18 protein-coding genes are annotated in these 17569 nt (G+C 71.3%); 2 read left to right on the top strand and 16 right to left on the bottom strand.

The annotated features are described in order from the left end of the window. Nucleotides 1-79: 79 nt before the first annotated feature. The 14 genes from dapF to BIU98_RS02235 form a co-directional block, all read right to left on the bottom strand. Entirely contained in the window at nucleotides 80-970 is an 891-nt protein-coding gene (gene dapF, locus BIU98_RS02300; RefSeq protein WP_071270841.1) for a diaminopimelate epimerase, read from the bottom strand. Beyond that, nucleotides 967-1905, bottom strand: coding sequence for a tRNA (adenosine(37)-N6)-dimethylallyltransferase MiaA (miaA, locus tag BIU98_RS02295; protein ID WP_071270838.1), 939 nt, complete (start codon nucleotides 1903-1905; stop codon nucleotides 967-969). The genes dapF and miaA overlap by 4 nt, the downstream gene beginning before the upstream one ends. Then, nucleotides 1892-3385 carry a tRNA (N6-isopentenyl adenosine(37)-C2)-methylthiotransferase MiaB gene (gene miaB, locus BIU98_RS02290; protein ID WP_071270835.1) on the bottom strand — a complete coding sequence of 498 codons (1494 nt, stop codon included), beginning with the start codon at nucleotides 3383-3385 and terminating at the stop codon, nucleotides 1892-1894. The genes miaA and miaB overlap by 14 nt, the downstream gene beginning before the upstream one ends. Before the next feature lie 51 nt (nucleotides 3386-3436). Next, on the bottom strand, nucleotides 3437-4426 hold the full coding sequence (locus BIU98_RS02285) for a regulatory protein RecX (RefSeq protein WP_071270833.1): 990 nt from the start codon (nucleotides 4424-4426) through the stop codon (nucleotides 3437-3439). Further along, nucleotides 4423-5487, bottom strand: coding sequence for a recombinase RecA (gene recA / locus BIU98_RS02280; RefSeq protein WP_071270830.1), 1065 nt, complete (start codon nucleotides 5485-5487; stop codon nucleotides 4423-4425). Before recA ends, BIU98_RS02285 begins: the two co-directional genes overlap by 4 nt. 258 nt (nucleotides 5488-5745) lie before the next feature. Next, on the bottom strand, nucleotides 5746-5970 hold the full coding sequence (locus BIU98_RS02275; RefSeq protein WP_071270827.1) for a DUF3046 domain-containing protein: 225 nt from the start codon (nucleotides 5968-5970) through the stop codon (nucleotides 5746-5748). A gap of 78 nt (nucleotides 5971-6048) precedes the next feature. Next, nucleotides 6049-6357, bottom strand: a complete 309-nt coding sequence (locus tag BIU98_RS02270) for a helix-turn-helix domain-containing protein (RefSeq protein WP_071270824.1) — start codon at nucleotides 6355-6357, stop codon at nucleotides 6049-6051. Nucleotides 6358-6509: 152 nt separating this feature from the next. Then, complete coding sequence (locus tag BIU98_RS02265) at nucleotides 6510-7010, bottom strand: CinA family protein (protein WP_071270821.1); 501 nt, start codon at nucleotides 7008-7010, stop codon at nucleotides 6510-6512. Beyond that, entirely contained in the window at nucleotides 7007-7642 is a 636-nt protein-coding gene (gene pgsA, locus BIU98_RS02260; protein ID WP_071270990.1) for a CDP-diacylglycerol--glycerol-3-phosphate 3-phosphatidyltransferase, read from the bottom strand. Before pgsA ends, BIU98_RS02265 begins: the two co-directional genes overlap by 4 nt. Nucleotides 7643-7647: 5 nt before the next feature. Continuing rightward, a complete protein-coding gene (locus tag BIU98_RS02255) occupies nucleotides 7648-10551 on the bottom strand; it encodes a DNA translocase FtsK (protein ID WP_071270818.1) in 2904 nt (967 codons plus the stop codon). Between the two features lie 140 nt (nucleotides 10552-10691). After that, entirely contained in the window at nucleotides 10692-12368 is a 1677-nt protein-coding gene (locus BIU98_RS02250) for a ribonuclease J (protein WP_071270815.1), read from the bottom strand. A gap of 46 nt (nucleotides 12369-12414) precedes the next feature. Next, a complete protein-coding gene (gene dapA, locus BIU98_RS02245) occupies nucleotides 12415-13392 on the bottom strand; it encodes a 4-hydroxy-tetrahydrodipicolinate synthase (protein ID WP_071270987.1) in 978 nt (325 codons plus the stop codon). 114 nt (nucleotides 13393-13506) lie between these two features. Further along, nucleotides 13507-14010 carry a dihydrofolate reductase gene (locus BIU98_RS02240; protein ID WP_071270812.1) on the bottom strand — a complete coding sequence of 168 codons (504 nt, stop codon included), beginning with the start codon at nucleotides 14008-14010 and terminating at the stop codon, nucleotides 13507-13509. Continuing rightward, nucleotides 14010-14840 (bottom strand): thymidylate synthase, encoded by an 831-nt coding sequence (locus BIU98_RS02235; protein ID WP_217635655.1) that lies wholly within the window; start codon nucleotides 14838-14840, stop codon nucleotides 14010-14012. The genes BIU98_RS02240 and BIU98_RS02235 overlap by 1 nt, the downstream gene beginning before the upstream one ends. A gap of 88 nt (nucleotides 14841-14928) precedes the next feature. On the opposite strand from BIU98_RS02235, the gene BIU98_RS02230 reads away from it, so the two are divergent. After that, nucleotides 14929-15852, top strand: coding sequence for a TIGR01777 family oxidoreductase (locus tag BIU98_RS02230; RefSeq protein WP_071270809.1), 924 nt, complete (start codon nucleotides 14929-14931; stop codon nucleotides 15850-15852). On the opposite strand, the gene BIU98_RS02225 is transcribed toward BIU98_RS02230, so the two are convergent. Next, nucleotides 15849-16295, bottom strand: a complete 447-nt coding sequence (locus tag BIU98_RS02225) for a tetratricopeptide repeat protein (RefSeq protein WP_071270806.1) — start codon at nucleotides 16293-16295, stop codon at nucleotides 15849-15851. The two genes, BIU98_RS02230 and BIU98_RS02225, sit on opposite strands and share 4 nt — an antisense overlap. A gap of 13 nt (nucleotides 16296-16308) precedes the next feature. Then, nucleotides 16309-17055, bottom strand: coding sequence for a 4-hydroxy-tetrahydrodipicolinate reductase (gene dapB / locus BIU98_RS02220; RefSeq protein ID WP_071270803.1), 747 nt, complete (start codon nucleotides 17053-17055; stop codon nucleotides 16309-16311). A 22-nt stretch (nucleotides 17056-17077) separates the two neighbouring features. Here dapB and BIU98_RS02215 point away from each other — a divergent pair, with 22 nt between their 5' ends. Beyond that, complete coding sequence (locus tag BIU98_RS02215) at nucleotides 17078-17566, top strand: GNAT family N-acetyltransferase (RefSeq protein WP_071270800.1); 489 nt, start codon at nucleotides 17078-17080, stop codon at nucleotides 17564-17566. The last annotated feature ends 3 nt before the right edge of the window (nucleotides 17567-17569 follow it).

Raw genomic sequence — 17569 nt, 5'->3', positions numbered from 1 at the left:
GCACCGAGTGCGGAACCTCGCACCAGCAGGACCGGACCGCACCGTGCGCGACGGACAGCGCAGCGCCCTGCGCAGCCCCTCAGACCGTCAGGTCCCCCGAGAACACGAGCTCCGCGGGCCCGGCCAGCGACACGTGCTCGCCGTCCTCCGCCGCGAACATCCGCACCGTGAGGGCCCCGCCCGGGACCCGCACGCGCCAGGTGTCCGGCGCCGACGAGCCCGCCCAGTGCCGCGTCGCCAGGGCAGCCGCCACGGCACCCGTGCCGCACGACAGCGTCTCGCCGCTGCCCCGCTCGTGCACGCGCATCGTGATCTGCCCGATGCCGTCCTGCACCAGGGGCTCGCCCGGCAGCACGAACTCCACGTTCGCCCCGGCGGCGGGCGCGGGGTCGAGCACGGGGATGAAGGTCAGGTCGAGGTCGGCGAGTTCGTCCTCGGTCGCCACGGCCACGACCACGTGCGGGTTGCCGACGTCGATGCCGAGGCCGGGTCGAGCGCGGTCGAGGTTCTTCGCGCGCACCAGCACGTCGTCCGCGCCGCCGCCCTCGATCCCCAGACCCCATCGCCCGAGGTCCGCCGCGAACCCGTTCGCCTGTCGCTGGATGTCGACGATGCCCTTGCGGCTGCCGACGGACAGGGTCTCCCCGGGCGCGAGGTCGACGAGCCCCGACTCGGTGAGGTACCGCGCGAACACGCGGATGCCGTTGCCACACATCTCCGCGACCGTGCCGTCGGCGTTGTGGTAGTCCATGAACCAGGTGGCCGAGGGGTCCTCGGCGACGATCGCGCGGCCCTCGGGGAGGGCGTCGGACCGCACGGCCCGGATGACGCCGTCCGCGCCCACGCCGAAGCGTCGGTCGGCGATGGCACGGATGCGGTCGGGGTTCAGGTCGACCGTCGCGTCGGGGTCGGCGAACAGGACGAAGTCGTTGCCGGTCCCCTGGCCCTTGGTGAAGTGCAGCTCGGTCACGCCACGATCCTACGGGCCACCGCCGTCAGGCCGTCCCGGTCGGCCCCGGTGACGTCGAGCTCCTCGGCCTCGGCGTACCGACGGAACCAGGACACCTGTCGTCGCGCGTACTTCCTGGTCGCGATGCCGGTGGCCTCCACCGCGTCCTCGACGCTCGCGTCCCCGCGCAGCACGTCCAGCGCCTGTGCGTACCCGATCGCCGCCCGCGCGGTCCGGCCCTGCTCCAGTCCGCGGTCGCGGAGCCCGGCGACCTCGTCGACCAGGCCATCCCGGAACATGCGGGCGGCGCGCTCGTGGAGCGCGGCGACGAGCTGCTCGCGGTCACGACGCAGGTGCAGCACCCGGGCCGGTCGCCAGGCGCGGGGCGCGGACGGGAGGCTCGTGGTGACGCGGTCCGACCGGCTCGCGATCTCGACGGCGCGGATCAGCCGCCGGGGGTTGCGGGCGTCGATGGTGGCGGCCGCCGCCGGGTCGAGCTCGCGCAGCCGGGCCAGCAGCGGGGCCGGCCCGTGGTCCTCGTGCTCCTGCTCGAGCGCGCGGCGGAGCTCCGGGTCGGTGCCCGGGAAGTCGAGGTCGTGGAGCACCGAGGACACGTACAGGCCGCTGCCGCCGACGAGCACCGCGACGCCGCCGTCCTCGAGCACGCGGTCGATGGTCGCGCGGGCGTCGCGCTGGTAGGCGGCGACGCTGGCCTCGTCCGTGACGTCGAGCACGTCGAGCTGGTGGTGCGGGATGCCGTGCCGCTCGGCCTCGGGCACCTTCGCGGTGCCGATGTCCATCCCCCGGTAGAACTGCATCGCGTCGGCGTTGACGATCTCAGCGCTGCGGCCCTGGTCGCGGTGCCGGTCGGCGATCGCGATCGCGAGGTCGGACTTGCCCGTCCCGGTGGCCCCGACGACCGCGATCAGCCGCCCGGGGGTCTCAGCGCCCGACACGGAGCGACGGCAGGCCCAGCGACACGGGCCCCGGCCCGCTGCCGGGTGCCGCGGGCGTCGGGACGCCGCAGGACTCGGCGGCGGCACGGTCCCAGGCCTCGCCGGCACGGGTGCGACGGATGCGCAAGGGGGCGTCACCGTCGGCGATGAGGAAGTGCGGCGCCGACCGGGTGACCTCCACGGTGACGACGTCGCCCGGTCGGGGGATGTCGGAACCCGCCGGGACCGCGAAGTGAACCAGGCGGGAGTCCTCGGCGCGGCCGGAGAGCCGGTGGGTGGCCTCGTCCTTCTTGCCCTCCCCCGTTGCGACCAGGACCTCGACCGTGCGGCCGACCTGCTTCGCGTTCTCCTCGGCGGTGATCCGTTCCTGCAGCGCCACGAGCCGCTCGTAGCGCGCCTGGACGATCTCTTTCGGCAGCTGGTCGTCCATCGTGGCCGCCGGGGTGCCGGGACGGATGGAGTACTGGAACGTGAACGCCGTCGCGAAGCGGGCCGCCTCGACGACCCGGAGCGTGTCCTCGAAGTCCGCCTCGGTCTCGCCGGGGAACCCGACGATGATGTCGGTCGAGATCGCGGCGTGTGGCATCGCTGCACGGACCCGGTCGAGGATCCCGAGGAACCGCTCGCTGCGGTAGCTGCGGCGCATGGCCTTGAGGACCCGGTCCGACCCCGACTGCAGCGGCATGTGGAGCTGCGGCATCACGTTCGGGGTCTCGGCCATGGCGTCGATGACGTCGTCGGTGAAGGCCGCCGGGTGCGGGCTGGTGAAGCGCACGCGTTCGAGGCCCTCGATCTGCCCGGTCGCGCGGAGGAGGTTGCCGAACGCCTGGCGGTCGCCGAACTCGACGCCGTAGGAGTTCACGTTCTGCCCGAGCAGGGTGACCTCGATCGCACCGTCGTCGACCAGGGCCTGGATCTCGGCGAGGACGTCACCGGGGCGACGGTCCTTCTCCGTGCCGCGCAGCGACGGCACGATGCAGAACGTGCAGGTGTTGTTGCAGCCGACGGAGATCGACACCCAGCCGCTGTGGGTCGACTCGCGCTTCGTCGGCAGCGTCGACGGGAAGACGTCGAGCGACTCGAGGATCTCGAGCTGTGCCTCGCCGTTGTGCCGCGCGCGCTCGAGCAGCGTCGGCAGGGACCCCATGTTGTGGGTCCCGAAGACGACGTCCACCCACGGCGCCTTCTCGAGGATGACGGCCTTGTCCTTCTGCGCCAGGCACCCGCCGACCGCGATCTGCATCCCGGGGTGCTCGCGCTTGATGCCGGCGAGCAGCCCGAGGTTGCCGTACAGGCGCTTGTCGGCGTTCTCGCGCACCGCGCAGGTGTTGATCACGACGACGTCGGCCTGCTCGCCGTCGGCCGCTACGTACCCGGAGGCCTGCAGCGAGCCGCTCAGGCGCTCTGAGTCGTGCACGTTCATCTGGCACCCGTAGGTGCGGACTTCGTAGGTACGCGGGCGCGCTGCGAGGGTGGCCATGGTCGTCTAAGTGTAATTCGCAGGACAACCGACCATGGCCGCCGCTCGTCGCTACTCGAACCGGACGGTCCCGCGGGGTCCGCCGGGCTTCGGCCCGCCGCCGTCGAGCGCGCGCTCGACCGCGATCCGGACCACGCCGCCGTTGTAGCCCTTGCGCATGAGGTATCCGGAGAGTCGTCGCTCGGCCGTGGCGCGGTCGAGTCCGCGGAGCTGGCCGACACGCTTCTGCGCGAGCTCGATCGCCCGCACGAACTCGTCGTCCTCGTCGTCCGCGGCGGCGTCGAGGGCCGCGTCGATCGCCTCGGCACCGATGCCACGACGACGCAGTTCCGCGACGACGCCCTGGCGCCCGAGGCCCTTCCGGTCGTGCAACCGGTCCACCAGGTCGGTGGCCAGCGCGACGTCGTCGAGCAGCCCCACCCGGGTGAGCCGTTCGACCTCGTGCTCGACCACGTCGGGGTCGAGGTCGCTGCCCCTGAGCATCGTCCGGAGCTCGGACTCGCTCACGCCCTTGCGTCCGAGCGCTCGCATGCTGAGCCGCTCGGCGTCGGCACGCTGCTCGTCGAGTGGACGGGGTGCGTCGGCGGGGTCGATCTCCTCGCCACCGCTGATCGAGAAGACCGAGGCGGTGGTCGCGTCCGCGCCGTCGTCGTCGTACCCGGACTGTTCCGCCCGAGCGCTGCGACCGGAGCCGTCACCGACGACCGGGGACACCCAGGCGGCCTGCCCACGGGGTCCCCCGATCGGCACCGGGCTGTCCGCATCGGCGTCCATCGAGCTGTCGTCGCCGTGATCGCCGTCATCGACCACGGGAGCACCCGCGGGGTCGATGCCGGAGATGTCGGCGACCGGAGCGATCCGGGACGACGGACGTGCTGGCGCCGACGACGGACGCGTCGACGAAGAAGACGACTCCGACGACACCGCATCAGGTGCCGTGTCGTCCTGGGAACCGGTCGCCCCCGCACGACGACGGGACCTCGCACCGAACAGGTCAGTGACCGGTGCGAGGTCCGCGTCGTCGTCGTTGCGGCTGGTCACGCGCCCTTGCGAGCGAGCTTGGGCTCGATGGACTCGACCGGGGCGGCGTCAGCGGCGGGCTTGGCCCCACCGATGCCGAGCTTGGCGAGGATCTTGCCCTCGATGTCGGCGGCGATCTCGGGGTTCTGGATCAGGAAGGACCGGGAGTTCTCCTTGCCCTGCCCGAGCTGGTCGCCGTCGTAGGTGTACCAGGCACCCGACTTCTTGACGATGTTGTGGTCCACACCGAAGTCGAGCAGCGAGCCCTCACGCGAGATGCCCGTGCCGTACAGGATGTCGAACTCGGCCTGCTTGAAGGGCGGCGCCATCTTGTTCTTGACGACCTTGACGCGCGTGCGGTTGCCGACGGCGTCCGTACCGCTCTTCAGGGTCTCGATGCGACGGATGTCGAGGCGGACCGACGCGTAGAACTTGAGCGCCTTGCCGCCGGAGGTGGTCTCGGGGGAACCGAAGAACACACCGATCTTCTCGCGCAGCTGGTTGATGAAGATCATCGTGGTCTGCGTCTGGTTGAGCCCACCGGCGAGCTTGCGGAGCGCCTGTGACATGAGGCGGGCCTGGAGACCCACGTGGGAGTCACCCATCTCGCCCTCGATCTCGGCGCGGGGCACGAGCGCGGCGACGGAGTCGATGACGATCAGGTCGATGGAGCCCGAGCGGACGAGCATGTCGGCGATCTCGAGGGCCTGCTCGGCGGTGTCCGGCTGCGACACCAGGAGGGCGTCGATGTCGACACCGAGCGCCTTGGCGTACTCGGGGTCGAGCGCGTGCTCGGCGTCGATGAAGGCCGCGATGCCACCGTTGCGCTGGGCGTTCGCGATCGCGTGGATCGTGAGCGTGGTCTTGCCGGAGGACTCCGGGCCGTAGATCTCGATGATGCGGCCACGGGGCAGCCCACCGATCCCCAGCGCGACGTCGAGGGCGACGGAGCCGGTCGGGATGGTGGCGACCGGTGCGCGCTCGTCCGAGCCGAGGCGCATCACAGCACCCTTGCCGAACTGCCGGTCGATCTGCGCGAGTGCGGTCTCGAGGGACTTCTCGCGGTCTGCGGGTGATGGCATGGTGGTGGTCCTTCTGCTCGGTGTCTGCCGCCTGTAGGCTGTCCGATCCCCCGCGGCCGATGGTGCAGGGCCAGGGGTTCTCGGACAAGGCTTCGGGTGTTCCCGATGACTCCGAACCTAGGACGGGCCACCGACATCACTGCCGGTCACCACGCTGCCTGTGGAGGGAATCCGCTGGGTACGCCGCTGTGGAGGAAGCTACCACCGGTCGAACACCCGTTCGAGCGACACGCCGAACACGTGTTCGGGTGCTCGATGTCAGCTCGGCGGGTCGATCAGGCCCTTGCCGTGCCGGCGGTCGAGCGGGACGTCCTGCGAGTCGCAGAGCGCGTCCCAGACCTTGCGGGTGTCGATCCCCGCGGCGATGGCGTCCGCCGCGGACCGGCCACCGAGTTCCTCGAGCACGACGTCCCGAGCGACGACGGCCCCGTAGGCCTCCCCGAACACCTGGTCGACGGCTCGCCAGAACTCACTCACGCGCATCCGTCAAGGGTAGACCGAGCCCGGACGACGAACGCCCCCGCCGGCGGACCGGTGGGGGCGTTCGGAGGGCAGTGCGACTCAGCGCACCGCGAGGTCGTTGTCGAACTCAGCGACGAGCTCGTCCGGGAGCGTGTCCGGGACGGCGGTCAGGCCCTCCACGACGGCGAGGCGGTCGCCCACCTCGCGCATGATGGTCGAGATCGGGGTGTCCAGCGCGTCCGCGACGGATGCGAGGATCTCCGAACTGGCTTCCTTCTGTCCGCGCTCGACCTCACTGAGGTACCCGAGTGCGACGCTGGCCTTGGACGCGACCTGACGGAGGGTCCGGCCCTTCTGCAAGCGGAAGTCCCGCAGGACATCGCCGATTTCCTGACGAACGAGAACCATGAGAACTCCTCCTCTCTGTCGTCTCCGCGCCCGGCCGATCGGGATGACCGGTTCGGGTTCAGCAACTGCGCGTTGCCGGTTGCAGCATGCTAGCCACCTGGGCTGCCGTCCTGCTGGAGATTGCGTGAGATGTAACCCGGTGGTAACGCGGGTCATTCCCCGGTCTCGAGCCGGATGGACAGTCGTGACAGGAGTTCGGAGACCGAGGCCGTCCGGATTGCCTCGCGGTCACCGTCGAGGTGCAGCGCGAAGGCCTCGGCGCCCGCTTCGGACGCGATCCCGACGAAGACCGTGCCGACCGGCTGGCCGTCCTGCGGGTCCGGTCCGGCCACGCCCGTGGTGCTGATCCCCCACGTGGCGGGGACGCCGTCCACGGCCAGGGCACGGCGCACCCCGCTGGCCATCTGGCGTGCCACCTCGGGGTCCACGGCACCGTTGGCGGCCAGCAGCTCTGCGGAGACCCCGAGCACCGATGTCTTGACCGGGGTCGCGTAGGCGACGACACCACCGCGGACGACCGCGCTCGCGCCCGGCACGGCGACGAGTTCCGCGACGACGAGGCCGCCGGTGAGCGACTCCGCCACCGCGACCGTCTCACCGCGGACTGTCAGTTCCGCGACGAGCGACGGCGCGATCCGGACAGCGTCCGTCATGCTGTGGTCCGGTTGTGCTTCCAGGCCTGGTACAGGTAGTCGAGCCCGCTCAGCACCGTGGCGACGACCGCTGCGGTCATCAGGATGCCGTTCGTCCAGTGCGCGACGTCCCCCGCGAAGTCCCACCAGGGGAACAGCGCCAGGCTGATCGCCACGGCCTGCAGCACGGTCTTGATCTTCCCGCCACGGCTGGCCGGGATGACCCGGTCGGAGAGCACGGCGAAGCGGAACACGGTGATGCCGATCTCGCGGACCATGATCAGCACCGTGACGTACCAGGGCAGCTCACCGAGGATCGACAGGGCCACGAGCGCGCCACCGATGAGCACCTTGTCGGCGATCGGGTCGACGAGCTTGCCGAAGTCCGTGACGAGCCCCTGACGCCGGGCGATGATGCCGTCGGCGCTGTCGGTGACGATCGCCACGACGAAGACCACGGCCGCCCAGATGCGCACGCCGGTGTCGTGGCCGCCGTCCGACAGCAGCAGGACGAAGAACAGCGGCGCCATCATGATCCGGATGACGGTGATGATGTTCGCCACGTTCGCGGTGGACGCGGGCCCCGGGCCCTTGCGGATCAGTCGTCCGCGCCACGGGAACCGCTTGGTCGTGGTGCCGTCGGAGGCGGTCATCGTGCTCACTCCCTGCCCGTGAGGCCCCAGGCGTCCTCATCGGGTTCGTCGTCCACTGCATCGTACCCGCGGGTCATGTCGCCCACGGGGTCGGCGCTGTACCGGGCGCCGCCGTCGTCAGCGGGCGCCGGTGCCACCGGAGCCGCCGCAGCCGCCGCTGGTGGTTCCTCGCCGCGGAGCTTCGCGAGCACGGAGGCCAGCTGGTCGGCGGTGACGAGCACGTCGCGGGCCTTCGAGCCCTCCGACGGACCGACGATGTCGCGCGACTCCATCAGGTCCATCAGGCGTCCGGCCTTGGCGAAGCCGACGCGGAGCTTGCGCTGCAGCATCGACGTCGAGCCGAACTGCGTCGAGACGACCTGCTCGACCGCGGCGAGCAGCAGCTCGAGGTCGTCGCCGATGTCGGCGTCGACCTCCTTGCGCTCGACCACCGCGGCGACGTCCTGGCGGTACTCGGGCTGGGCCTGCCGGGTGACGTGCTGGACGACCTCGGCGACCTCGCTCTCCTGCACCCAGGCGCCCTGCACGCGGACGGCCTTCGAGGACCCCATCGGCAGGAAGAGCCCGTCGCCCTGACCGATGAGCTTGTCGGCCCCGGGCTGGTCGAGGATGACGCGGGAGTCGGTGACGCTCGTCACGGCGAATGCGATGCGGGACGGCACGTTGGCCTTGATCAGCCCGGTGATGACGTCGACCGACGGACGCTGCGTGGCGAGCACCAGGTGGATGCCGGCGGCACGCGCGAGCTGGGTGATGCGGACGATCGACTCCTCGACGTCGCGCGGGGCGACGAGCATGAGGTCGGCGAGCTCGTCCACCACGACGAGCAGGTACGGGTACGGCTTGAGCTTCCGCTCGCTGCCGGCGGGGAGGATGATCTCGCCGTTCTCGATCGCCTTGTTGAAGTCGTCGACGTGGCGGAAGCCGAACGACGCGAGGTCGTCGTACCGCATGTCCATCTCCTTCACGACCCACTGCAGCGCTTCCGCCGCCTTCTTCGGGTTCGTGATGATGGGCGTGATGAGGTGCGGCACGCCGGCGTAGATCGAGAGCTCGACGCGCTTCGGGTCGACGAGGACCATGCGGACCTCGGACGGCTTCGCGCGCATGAGCAGCGACGTGATCATCGAGTTGATGAAGACGGACTTGCCGGAGCCCGTGGAACCGGCGACCAGCAGGTGGGGCATCTTCGCGAGGTTCGCGACGACGAAGCCGCCCTCGACGTCCTTGCCGACGCCGATCGTCATCGGGTGCTTCGACTTCGTCGCGGCGCTCGACCGGAGCACGTCGCCGAGGGAGACGATCTCGCGGTCGGAGTTCGGGATCTCGACGCCGATCGCGCTCTTGCCCGGGATCGGCGAGAGGATGCGGACCTCGTTCGACGCGACCGCGTACGACAGGTTCTTGGACAGCGCTGTGACGCGCTCGACCTTGACGCCCGGGCCGAGCTCGATCTCGTACCGCGTGACCGTCGGGCCGCGGGAGAAGCCCGTGACCCTGGCGTCGACCTTGAACTCGGTGAGGACGCCCATGATCGAGGCGACGATGTCGTCGTTCGCCTGGCTGCGGGCGACCGACGGCGTGCCGGAGCTCAGCGTCGTGGCTGCCGGCAGGCGGTAGGGGCGGGACGGGTCGTCGTCCGACGCCGTCGCGGGCAGGACGGCTCCGGCCGGGTCGTCGTCGGGCAGCGCGGGCGACACGAGCGGCACGTCCTGCGCCGGGCGGATCACGGCGGTGGCGTCGTCGGGCACCGGGGCACCGAAGTCGCGCAGGGCCTGCTCGGCGCGCTCGAGCTCGGCGGCGACGTCCTGCTCGGCGGAGTCGTTGAGGTTCACCGACGCGGGCTCGGCCGGCGTGTGGTCGACGAGACCGGCAGCGGCGCCCACGGTCGGGACCGGCGCCGGCTTCGAGACCGGCGCGGGCGTCGGCACGGGAGCAGCGGCTGGAGCAGCGGCGGCCGGCGGGATCACGGGGGTGTCGTACGCCGGGTCTTCTTCGCGGCCGGTCTTGTTCCGCCGCCACCACGGCGTCTGGTTCTCGGCACCGTCCGGGGACTGCTCGTCGTCCTCGAAGCCGAGGTCCTCGAACAGCTGGAGGCCCTGGGAGTCGGTCTTCGTGGCGCGCTTGCGGGTCGGCCTGGTCGGCTCGGCGGGGCTGTCGTCGACGTCCTCGGCCGCGGGGGCCGGCGCACCGAACAGGTAGGCGTAGAGCTCGTGCAGGCGACGACCGACCTTGTTCGGCGGGGTCTTCGTGATGATGAACAGCGACAGGAGCAGCAGCACGATCGCCACCGGGACTGCCACCCATGCAGTGGCGACGGCGACGAGCCAGCCGATGACGACCCAGCCGAGGACACCGCCTGCTGCGGCGAGGACCGGCATGCCGTCGGAGGCGCTCGGCTGCCCGCCGAAGACGTGGCAGAGCGACGAGATCGACACGAGCAGCAGCCCGAGGCCGATCCCGATGCGGGTGTTGTCGTGCACGGACGCCGGGTGTCGGAACAGCCAGCCGGCGAACACGACCATGATCACGGGCAGGGCGAACGCGAGCCGGCCGAACAGCCCGCCGAACGTGTAGGCGTCGAGTGCGACCGACACCCCGTTGGTCGGGTTGAGCCACTCCACGACGGCACCGACGATCGCCAGCACGAAGAGGAAGAAGGGGAAGCCGTCGCGGCGCTGGTCCTTCTCGAGGGTCTCCTTGCCGAGCAGCCGGAACATCGCTCCGACTGCGTGCGCCATGCCCATCCAGACGGTCACGAGCGGGTTGGGCCCGTGGAACTCGACCGGCGGCGTGGCCTGCGGCAGCTTCTTCGTGGTGGCCTGGGTGCGCGACGAACCGCGCGCCCCACTCGTGCGGGACGACGTGGACGCGCGTGAGCGCGTGGTCGACTTGGTGCCTCCGGCCATGGGCAGAACCCTAACCGCTCCCCACGACGAACCGACGGAGGCGCGCACGCCGGTGGACGGCCAGGAGGCCCGGTGCGGGTCCGTGACGGACCTGCACCGGGCCTCCGAGCCGGTGTGACGCGCTGAGCGCGCAGGGCGCGCTACGCCTCGATGATCACCGGGACGATCATCGGACGACGGCGGTGCTTCGTGTTCACCCAGCGACCCACCGTCCGGCGGACGACCTGGCTGAACGCGTGCTGGTCGTGCGTGCCGTTGCCGGCCGCGTCGGCCAGGGCCTTGGCGATCTGCGGTCGCACGTCGTCGAAGACGGAGTCGTCCTCGGCGAACCCGCGCGAGGAGATCTCCGGCCCGATCACGCACTGCCCGGTGGTGAAGTCCATGGCACAGACGATCGAGATGAAGCCCTCCTCCGACAGGACGCGGCGGTCCTTGAGGTCGGCCTCGGTGATCTCACCCACGGTGGAGCCGTCGACGTAGACGTACCCGATGTCGAGCTGGCCGACGACCGAGGCGAGGCCGTCCTTGAGGTCGACGACGATGCCGTCCTGACCCAGGATGACGTTGCGCGGCGGCACGCCCGTCTGGATGGCGAGGTCGGCGTTCGCGTACAGGTGTCGCTGCTCGCCGTGCACGGGCAGCACGTTGCGCGGGCGCAGGATGTTGTAGCAGTAGAGGAGCTCGCCGGCGGACGCGTGGCCCGAGACGTGCACCTTCGCGTTGCCCTTGTGCACGACCTTCGCGCCGAGCTTCGTCAGCCCGTCGATCACGCGGTACACGGCGTTCTCGTTGCCCGGGATGAGCGAGGACGCCAGGATGACGGTGTCGCCCTCGCCGATCTCGATCTGGTGCTCGAGGTTCGCCATGCGCGCGAGCACGGCCATCGGCTCACCCTGGGACCCCGTCGACATGTAGACGATCTGGTCGTCCGGGACGTTCTTGGCCTTCTTCGTGTCGATCAGCACGTTCTCCGGCACCCGCAGGTACCCGAGGTCGGCGGCGATCGTCATGTTGCGGATCATCGAGCGGCCCATGAACGCGACCTTGCGGTTCGCGGCGGCGGCGGCGTCGAGGACCTGCTGGACGCGGTGCACGTGCGAGGAGAAGCTCGCGACGACGACCTTCTTGCGCGCCCGCATGATGATGTTCTCCAGCACCGGGCCGATGTCGCGCTCGGGAGCGGTGAACCCGGGGACGTCGGCGTTCGTCGAGTCCGGCAGGAACAGGTCGACGCCGGCTTCACCGAGGCGCGCGAAGGCGCGGAGGTCGGTGATGCGGTCGTCGAGCGGGAGCTGGTCCATCTTGAAGTCGCCCGTGTGCAGCACACGGCCGGCCGGGGTGGTGATCGCGACGGCGAGGGCATCCGGGATGGAGTGGTTCACCGCGACGAACTCGAGGTGGAACGGGCCCATCTGCTCGGTCTGGTCCTCGGCCACGACGAGCGTGTACGGCTTGATCCGGTGTTCCTTGAGCTTGGCCTCGACGAGCGCGAGGGTCAGCGTGGAGCCGATGAGCGGGATGTCCGCGCGGAGCTTCAGCAGGTACGGGACGGCGCCGATGTGGTCCTCGTGGCCGTGCGTGAGCACGACGCCGAGGACGTCGTCGAGGCGGTCCCGGATCGGCGAGAAGTCCGGCAGGATCAGGTCGACGCCCGGCTGGTGCTCCTCGGGGAAGAGCACGCCGGCGTCGACGACGAGGAGCTTGCCCTCGTACTCGTAGACGGTCATGTTGCGACCGATCTCGCCGAGTCCCCCGACGGGGATGACACGGAGGGTGCCCGGCTCGAGGGGCTGGGGTTCGGAGACTTGCGTGGGCATTCGGTCCTGACTGCTTCGGCGGCGCGCACCCGCGCGCCGCGGTCGATCAACGGGTGGTGCCTGGCACCTTCGGAAGCGCACCGCCGGCGGCCGCGTTGCGGTCCGGGCGGAAGTTGGAGAAGTCGGCGCCGGGGATCCCGTGCACGGCTTCGAGCGAGGTCTCGATGGCGTACGCCTCGGAGTCCTCGGGGCCGACGAGCGGCAGACGGACGCGCGGGCTGCCGATGCGGCCGAGCCCGTGCAGGACGTACTTCGCGGCGACGGTGCCGGGCACGTGGGTCATGATCGCGCGCACGAGGGGCTCGAGGCGCTGGTGCTCGCGGGTGGCGGTCGCCAGGTCACCGGCGTTCACGGCGTCGACGATCGCGCGGTACGGCGCACTGGTGATGTTCGCGGTCACGCCGATGAGCCCGGTGGCACCGATGGACAGGTGCGGGAGCACGTTGGTGTCGTCCCCGGAGAAGTACATCAGGTCGGTGTTGTTCAGCACGCGGGAGACCTCGGCGAAGTCGCCCTTGGCGTCCTTCACGGCGAGGATGTTCGGGTGCTTCGACGCCCGCAGGATGGTGTCGTAGGTGATCGGGATGCCCGTGCGGCCCGGGATGTCGTACAGGATGACCGGCAGGTCGGTGGCGTCCGCGATCATCCGGAAGTGGGTCAGCACGCCCGCCTGGGTCGGCTTGTTGTAGTACGGCGTGACGATCATCACGCCGTCGGCGCCGGCGCGCTCGCTCTGCTTGTACAGGTGGATGGCGTGCGCGGTCTCGTTCGAGCCACCGCCCGTGATGATCTTCGCGCGACCGGCGGCGACGGACTTGCCGACCTCGACCAGGCGGAGCTTCTCGGGGTCGGTGAGCGTCGAGGTCTCGCCGGTGGTGCCGGTCACGACGATGCCGTCGGCCCCGGCGGTGATGCAGTCGTCGATGTGCCGCTCGACGCCCGGCCAGTCGACTTCGCCGTCGGCCGTGAACGGGGTCACGAGGGCGACGAGGACCTGGCCGAAGGGATTCTCACGCGTGGACACGAGCACCAGCGTACCGGGGATGGACGCAGGGTCCGCCGTCCAGATGGACGGTGACCGGACAGGAGGCTCGGCGCGCGCCCGCCGGTCGGCCGCCGGACCCGGACCGGCCCCGGTTCAGGCGCGCCGCCACTCGACGAAGCGGTAGCGCAGGCCGGTGCGGGACTGCTGCCACGGACCGTCGTCCGCGACCGCCCAGCCGGCGTCGAGCTGCGGTGCGACGGTGTCCCCCTGGACGTCGGTGTCGATGACGGTCTCGGCGACGCGGTCGGCGAACGGCAGTGCCGCGGCGTAGACCTGCCCGCCGCCGATGACCCACACGGGTCCGTCGGTGTCGAGCGCCGTCGCGAGGTCGTGGACGACCACGGCGCCCTCGGCGGTCCAGGCGGTGTCACGGGTGAGCACGACGTTCCGCCGGCCGGGCAGGGGTCGGAAGCGCTCCGGCAGGGACTCCCACGTCCGCCGTCCCATGACGACGGTCGACGAACCGGTCACCTGCTTGAAGTGCGCGAGGTCCTCCGGCACGTGCCAGGGCATGCCCCCCTCGGCGCCGATGACCCCGTCCACCGAGCGGGCCCAGACCATGCCGACACCGCCCACCGGCTCGGACCAGGCCGCCATCAGACCGCGACCGCGCCGGAGATCGCCGGGTGGTGGTGGTAGCCGACGACGGAGAAGTCCTCGTACTGGTAGTCGTCGATCGAGTCGCGCGGGGCGAGCTCGAGCGTCGGGAGCGGGTAGGCCGTGCGGGACAGCTGCTCGCGGACCTGCTCGACGTGGTTGTCGTAGACGTGGCAGTCGCCGCCGGTCCACACGAAGTCGCCGACCTGGAGCCCGGTCTGCGCGGCGATCAGGTGCGTGAGCAGGGCGTACGAGGCGATGTTGAACGGCACGCCGAGGAACATGTCCGCGCTCCGCTGGTAGAGCTGGCACGAGAGCTTGCCGTCGTTGACGTGGAACTGGAAGAACGCGTGGCAGGGCGCCAGGGCCATGTCCGGGATGTCGGCGACGTTCCACGCCGACACGATGAGCCGGCGGGAGTCGGGGTTTGCCTTGATCTGCTCGATCACCTGGGCGATCTGGTCGATGTGCTCACCGGACGGCGTCGGCCACGAACGCCACTGCACGCCGTACACCGGGCCGAGGTCGCCGTCGGCGCCGGCCCACTCGTTCCAGATCCGGACGCCGTGCTCCTGCAGCCAGGTGGCGTTGCCGTCGCCGCGCAGGAACCAGAGGAGCTCGTACGCGATCGACTTGAAGTGCACCCGCTTGGTCGTGACGAGCGGGAAGCCCTCGGACAGGTCGTAGCGGAGCTGCGCGCCGAACAGGCTGCGGGTGCCCGTGCCGGTGCGGTCGCCCTTGGGCGACCCCTCTTCCAGCACGCGCCGGAGCAGGTCCTCGTACGGCGTGGCAACGGTGGCGTCGGGCAGGACGGTCGCGGTGTCGGTCACGACTCGATGCTAGACGCGACCATGGACACTGGCGAGCCGACGGCCGGACGCGCGACGAGCCTCCAGGCTGCTGAGTAGCGTTGCCGGCATGGAGGCCCACATGGCGGAACAGCCGCTCTCGATCCTGGTGGCCGGCGCGTCCGGCTTCATCGGGACCCCCCTGGTCCGCGCGCTGCGCGAGGCCGGGCACCACGTGTCGACCCTGGTCCGGCGCGAACCGCACACCCCCACCGAGTTCCGCTGGGCCCCGGGGAAGCGCCCGCTGGACCCCGCCGTCCTCGACGGCGCGGACGTCGTCGTCAACCTCGCGGGGGCGAACATCGGCAAGCTCCCGTGGACCGACGCCTGGAAGCAGGAGATCGAGCGCTCCCGCGTGGACGCCACCGACACGCTCGTCGAGGCCATGCGCCACGCGACGACGCCGCCGCGGCTGTTCCTGTCCGGCTCCGCGTCGGGCGTGTACGGCGACCGGCCGTCCGACGTGCTGCAGGACGACGCGGCCCCGGGCACGGGCTTCCTCGCCGAGGTCTGCACCGCATGGGAGGCCGCCGCGGCGAAGGCACCCGAGGGCGTCCGTGTCGTCACGCTCCGCACCGGCATCGTCGTCGGGCAGGGCGGTGGCGCACTGGCGCCGATCATCCCCCTGACCAAGGTGGGCCTGGGCAGCCGTCTCGGCACCGGCGGGCAGTTCTGGCCGTGGATCGCGCTCGAGGACGAGGTCGGTGCGATCGTGCACCTCGCCACCGCCGCGTCCGCGTCCGAGGTCCGTGGCCCCGTGAACCTGGCCGGCCCGGAGCCCGCCGTCGCCGACCGCATCACGAAGCGCGTCGCCGAGGACCTGCACCGGCCCTACGTCTTCCGGGTGCCCGAGTTCGCCCTGCGCACCCTGCTGCGGGACGCCGCCGACGAGATGCTCCTGTCCAGCCAGCAGATGGTGCCGACGAAGCTGCTCGAGTCGGGCTACGTGTTCCGGTTCACGAAGGCCGAGATCGCGGTCGACGCCGCGTTCTAGCCCCTGGCGTGGGCGAGCGCGGTCCGCATGGCCGCCCGCGCACGCTTCCGGTCGCCCGCCGCGTCGTAGACGACCCCCAGGCGGAACCACGCGCGCCAGTCGTCCGGTGTCGCCTCGACCTCGGCCTTGTACTGCGGGAACAGCTCGTCGGCAGCGGCGCGGTCGGGGCGCCCGGACGGCCGCAGGGGCACGACGTCGGCGGGTGTGCCGTGCTCGCGTTCGAGCCGGGCCCCGAGCCGCGTGATCCGCAGGCCGAACCGGAACTCCAGGACCAGCAGGAGCGCCCCGATCACCGCGAAGACGGCGAGGGCGACCCCGATCGCGATGCCGATCGGCAGGCCGGTCGCGACGAACGCCACGGCCCGCTGTCCGACGAGCACGATGTAGAGCGCGAGCAGCAGGGCCATCAGCGCGGCGCCCCAGAACGGCGAACGGAGTCGCATCGGCGGAGCCGTCCTAGCCGATGCCGAGCACGGAGCCGAGGCCCACGGTGAGCCCGCGCATCGCGCCGACCGACGCCAGCGCGGCACGGATGCCCGGGGCGTAGGCGACGTCGTCGGTGGTGTCGTGCCGGACCGTCAGGGTCTCCCCCGGCCCGCTCAGCACGACGTCCTGCAGCGCCTTGACGCCCGGCAGGCGCAGCGAGTGGATCGGCACGCTGGCGACCTGCTGCCCGCGGGCACGCTGGTCGACGTGCGGGGCGTCGACGGGGCCGACCTCCCGGCGGGCCTCGGCGATGAGCTCGGCGGTGCGCACGGCCGTGCCCGACGGGGAGTCGACCTTGCCGGCGTGGTGGGTCTCGACGATCTCGATCGACGGGAACCACGGCGCGGCGATCGTGGCGAGGTGGGTGCCGAGGACCGAGCCGATCGAGAAGTTCGGCACCACGAAGGCGCCCTGCTCCGGTCGGTCGGCCAGGGACGTCCGCAGCGAGGCCAGCCGCGCGGCGGACCAGCCCGAGGTGCCGACGAGGACGTTCGCCCCGCTCGCCAGGGCGTGCTCGACGATCGCGGGGCTGAGCGCCGGGACGGTGACGTCCACGACGACCGCCGCCCCGTTGAACACCGCGGGTCCGGCTTCGTGGGCGCCGTCCTTCGACGACAGCCGGGCGACGAGCTCGAACTCGGGCAGGTCGTCCACCACGGCGGCCACGAGGCCCCCGAGACGACCGGTGGCGCCGACGACGGCGACGGGAGTGACCATGCGCCCATCCTAGGATCGACGCATGCCCCTCGATCGCATCCCGGTCACCGTGCGCACCGTCCCGGCGGACCTGCCCGAGGTCGACGCCCTGCTCGACGCCTACCTCGACGAGCGTGAGGCCACCTTCCCGAGCGCACAGGGGACGTACTCCCGCAAGCGCACCCCGGCTGCGGAGTTCACCCCGCCCCGCGGGGTGTTCGTGGTGGCGTACGACGGCGACGCCCCCGTCGGGTGTGGCGGGCTGCGGCGGATCGCCGACGACGGCGCCGACGTCCGCTTCGAGGTCAAGCACGTGTTCGTGGCACCGGCGGGACGGGGCCGCGGGGTCGCGACGGCCGTCATGGACGCGCTCGAGCGGGCGGGCGCCGAGCTCGGCGCGACGGCGATCGTGCTCGACACGAACGACTCGCTCGTCGCCGCGGGCGCGATGTACCGGAGCCGGGGCTACGACCGGGTCGAGCCCTTCAACGACAACCCGAACGCGACCGCCTGGTACCGCCGGGGCGTCTGAGCG

The organism is Curtobacterium sp. MMLR14_010 (genome assembly GCF_001865015.1).
In the GTDB taxonomy this organism is placed as follows: domain Bacteria; phylum Actinomycetota; class Actinomycetes; order Actinomycetales; family Microbacteriaceae; genus Curtobacterium.
The sequence above is the reverse complement of the archived record's forward strand: the minus strand, read 5'-3'. Positions and strand labels throughout refer to the sequence as shown.

Coding starts and splice junctions, on each gene's coding strand:
- pgsA (WP_071270990.1), bottom strand. CDS start 7,642: ATGACCGCCTCCGACGGCACCACGACCAAGCGGTTCCCGTGGCGCGGA.
- dapB (WP_071270803.1), bottom strand. CDS start 17,055: ATGGTCACTCCCGTCGCCGTCGTCGGCGCCACCGGTCGTCTCGGGGGC.
- BIU98_RS02270 (WP_071270824.1), bottom strand. CDS start 6,357: ATGGTTCTCGTTCGTCAGGAAATCGGCGATGTCCTGCGGGACTTCCGC.
- BIU98_RS02225 (WP_071270806.1), bottom strand. CDS start 16,295: ATGCGACTCCGTTCGCCGTTCTGGGGCGCCGCGCTGATGGCCCTGCTG.
- BIU98_RS02255 (WP_071270818.1), bottom strand. CDS start 10,551: ATGGCCGGAGGCACCAAGTCGACCACGCGCTCACGCGCGTCCACGTCG.
- BIU98_RS02250 (WP_071270815.1), bottom strand. CDS start 12,368: ATGCCCACGCAAGTCTCCGAACCCCAGCCCCTCGAGCCGGGCACCCTC.
- BIU98_RS02240 (WP_071270812.1), bottom strand. CDS start 14,010: ATGGCGGCCTGGTCCGAGCCGGTGGGCGGTGTCGGCATGGTCTGGGCC.
- recA (WP_071270830.1), bottom strand. CDS start 5,487: ATGCCATCACCCGCAGACCGCGAGAAGTCCCTCGAGACCGCACTCGCG.
- BIU98_RS02230 (WP_071270809.1), top strand. CDS start 14,929: ATGGAGGCCCACATGGCGGAACAGCCGCTCTCGATCCTGGTGGCCGGC.
- BIU98_RS02275 (WP_071270827.1), bottom strand. CDS start 5,970: ATGCGCGTGAGTGAGTTCTGGCGAGCCGTCGACCAGGTGTTCGGGGAG.
- miaB (WP_071270835.1), bottom strand. CDS start 3,385: ATGGCCACCCTCGCAGCGCGCCCGCGTACCTACGAAGTCCGCACCTAC.
- BIU98_RS02265 (WP_071270821.1), bottom strand. CDS start 7,010: ATGACGGACGCTGTCCGGATCGCGCCGTCGCTCGTCGCGGAACTGACA.
- BIU98_RS02215 (WP_071270800.1), top strand. CDS start 17,078: ATGCCCCTCGATCGCATCCCGGTCACCGTGCGCACCGTCCCGGCGGAC.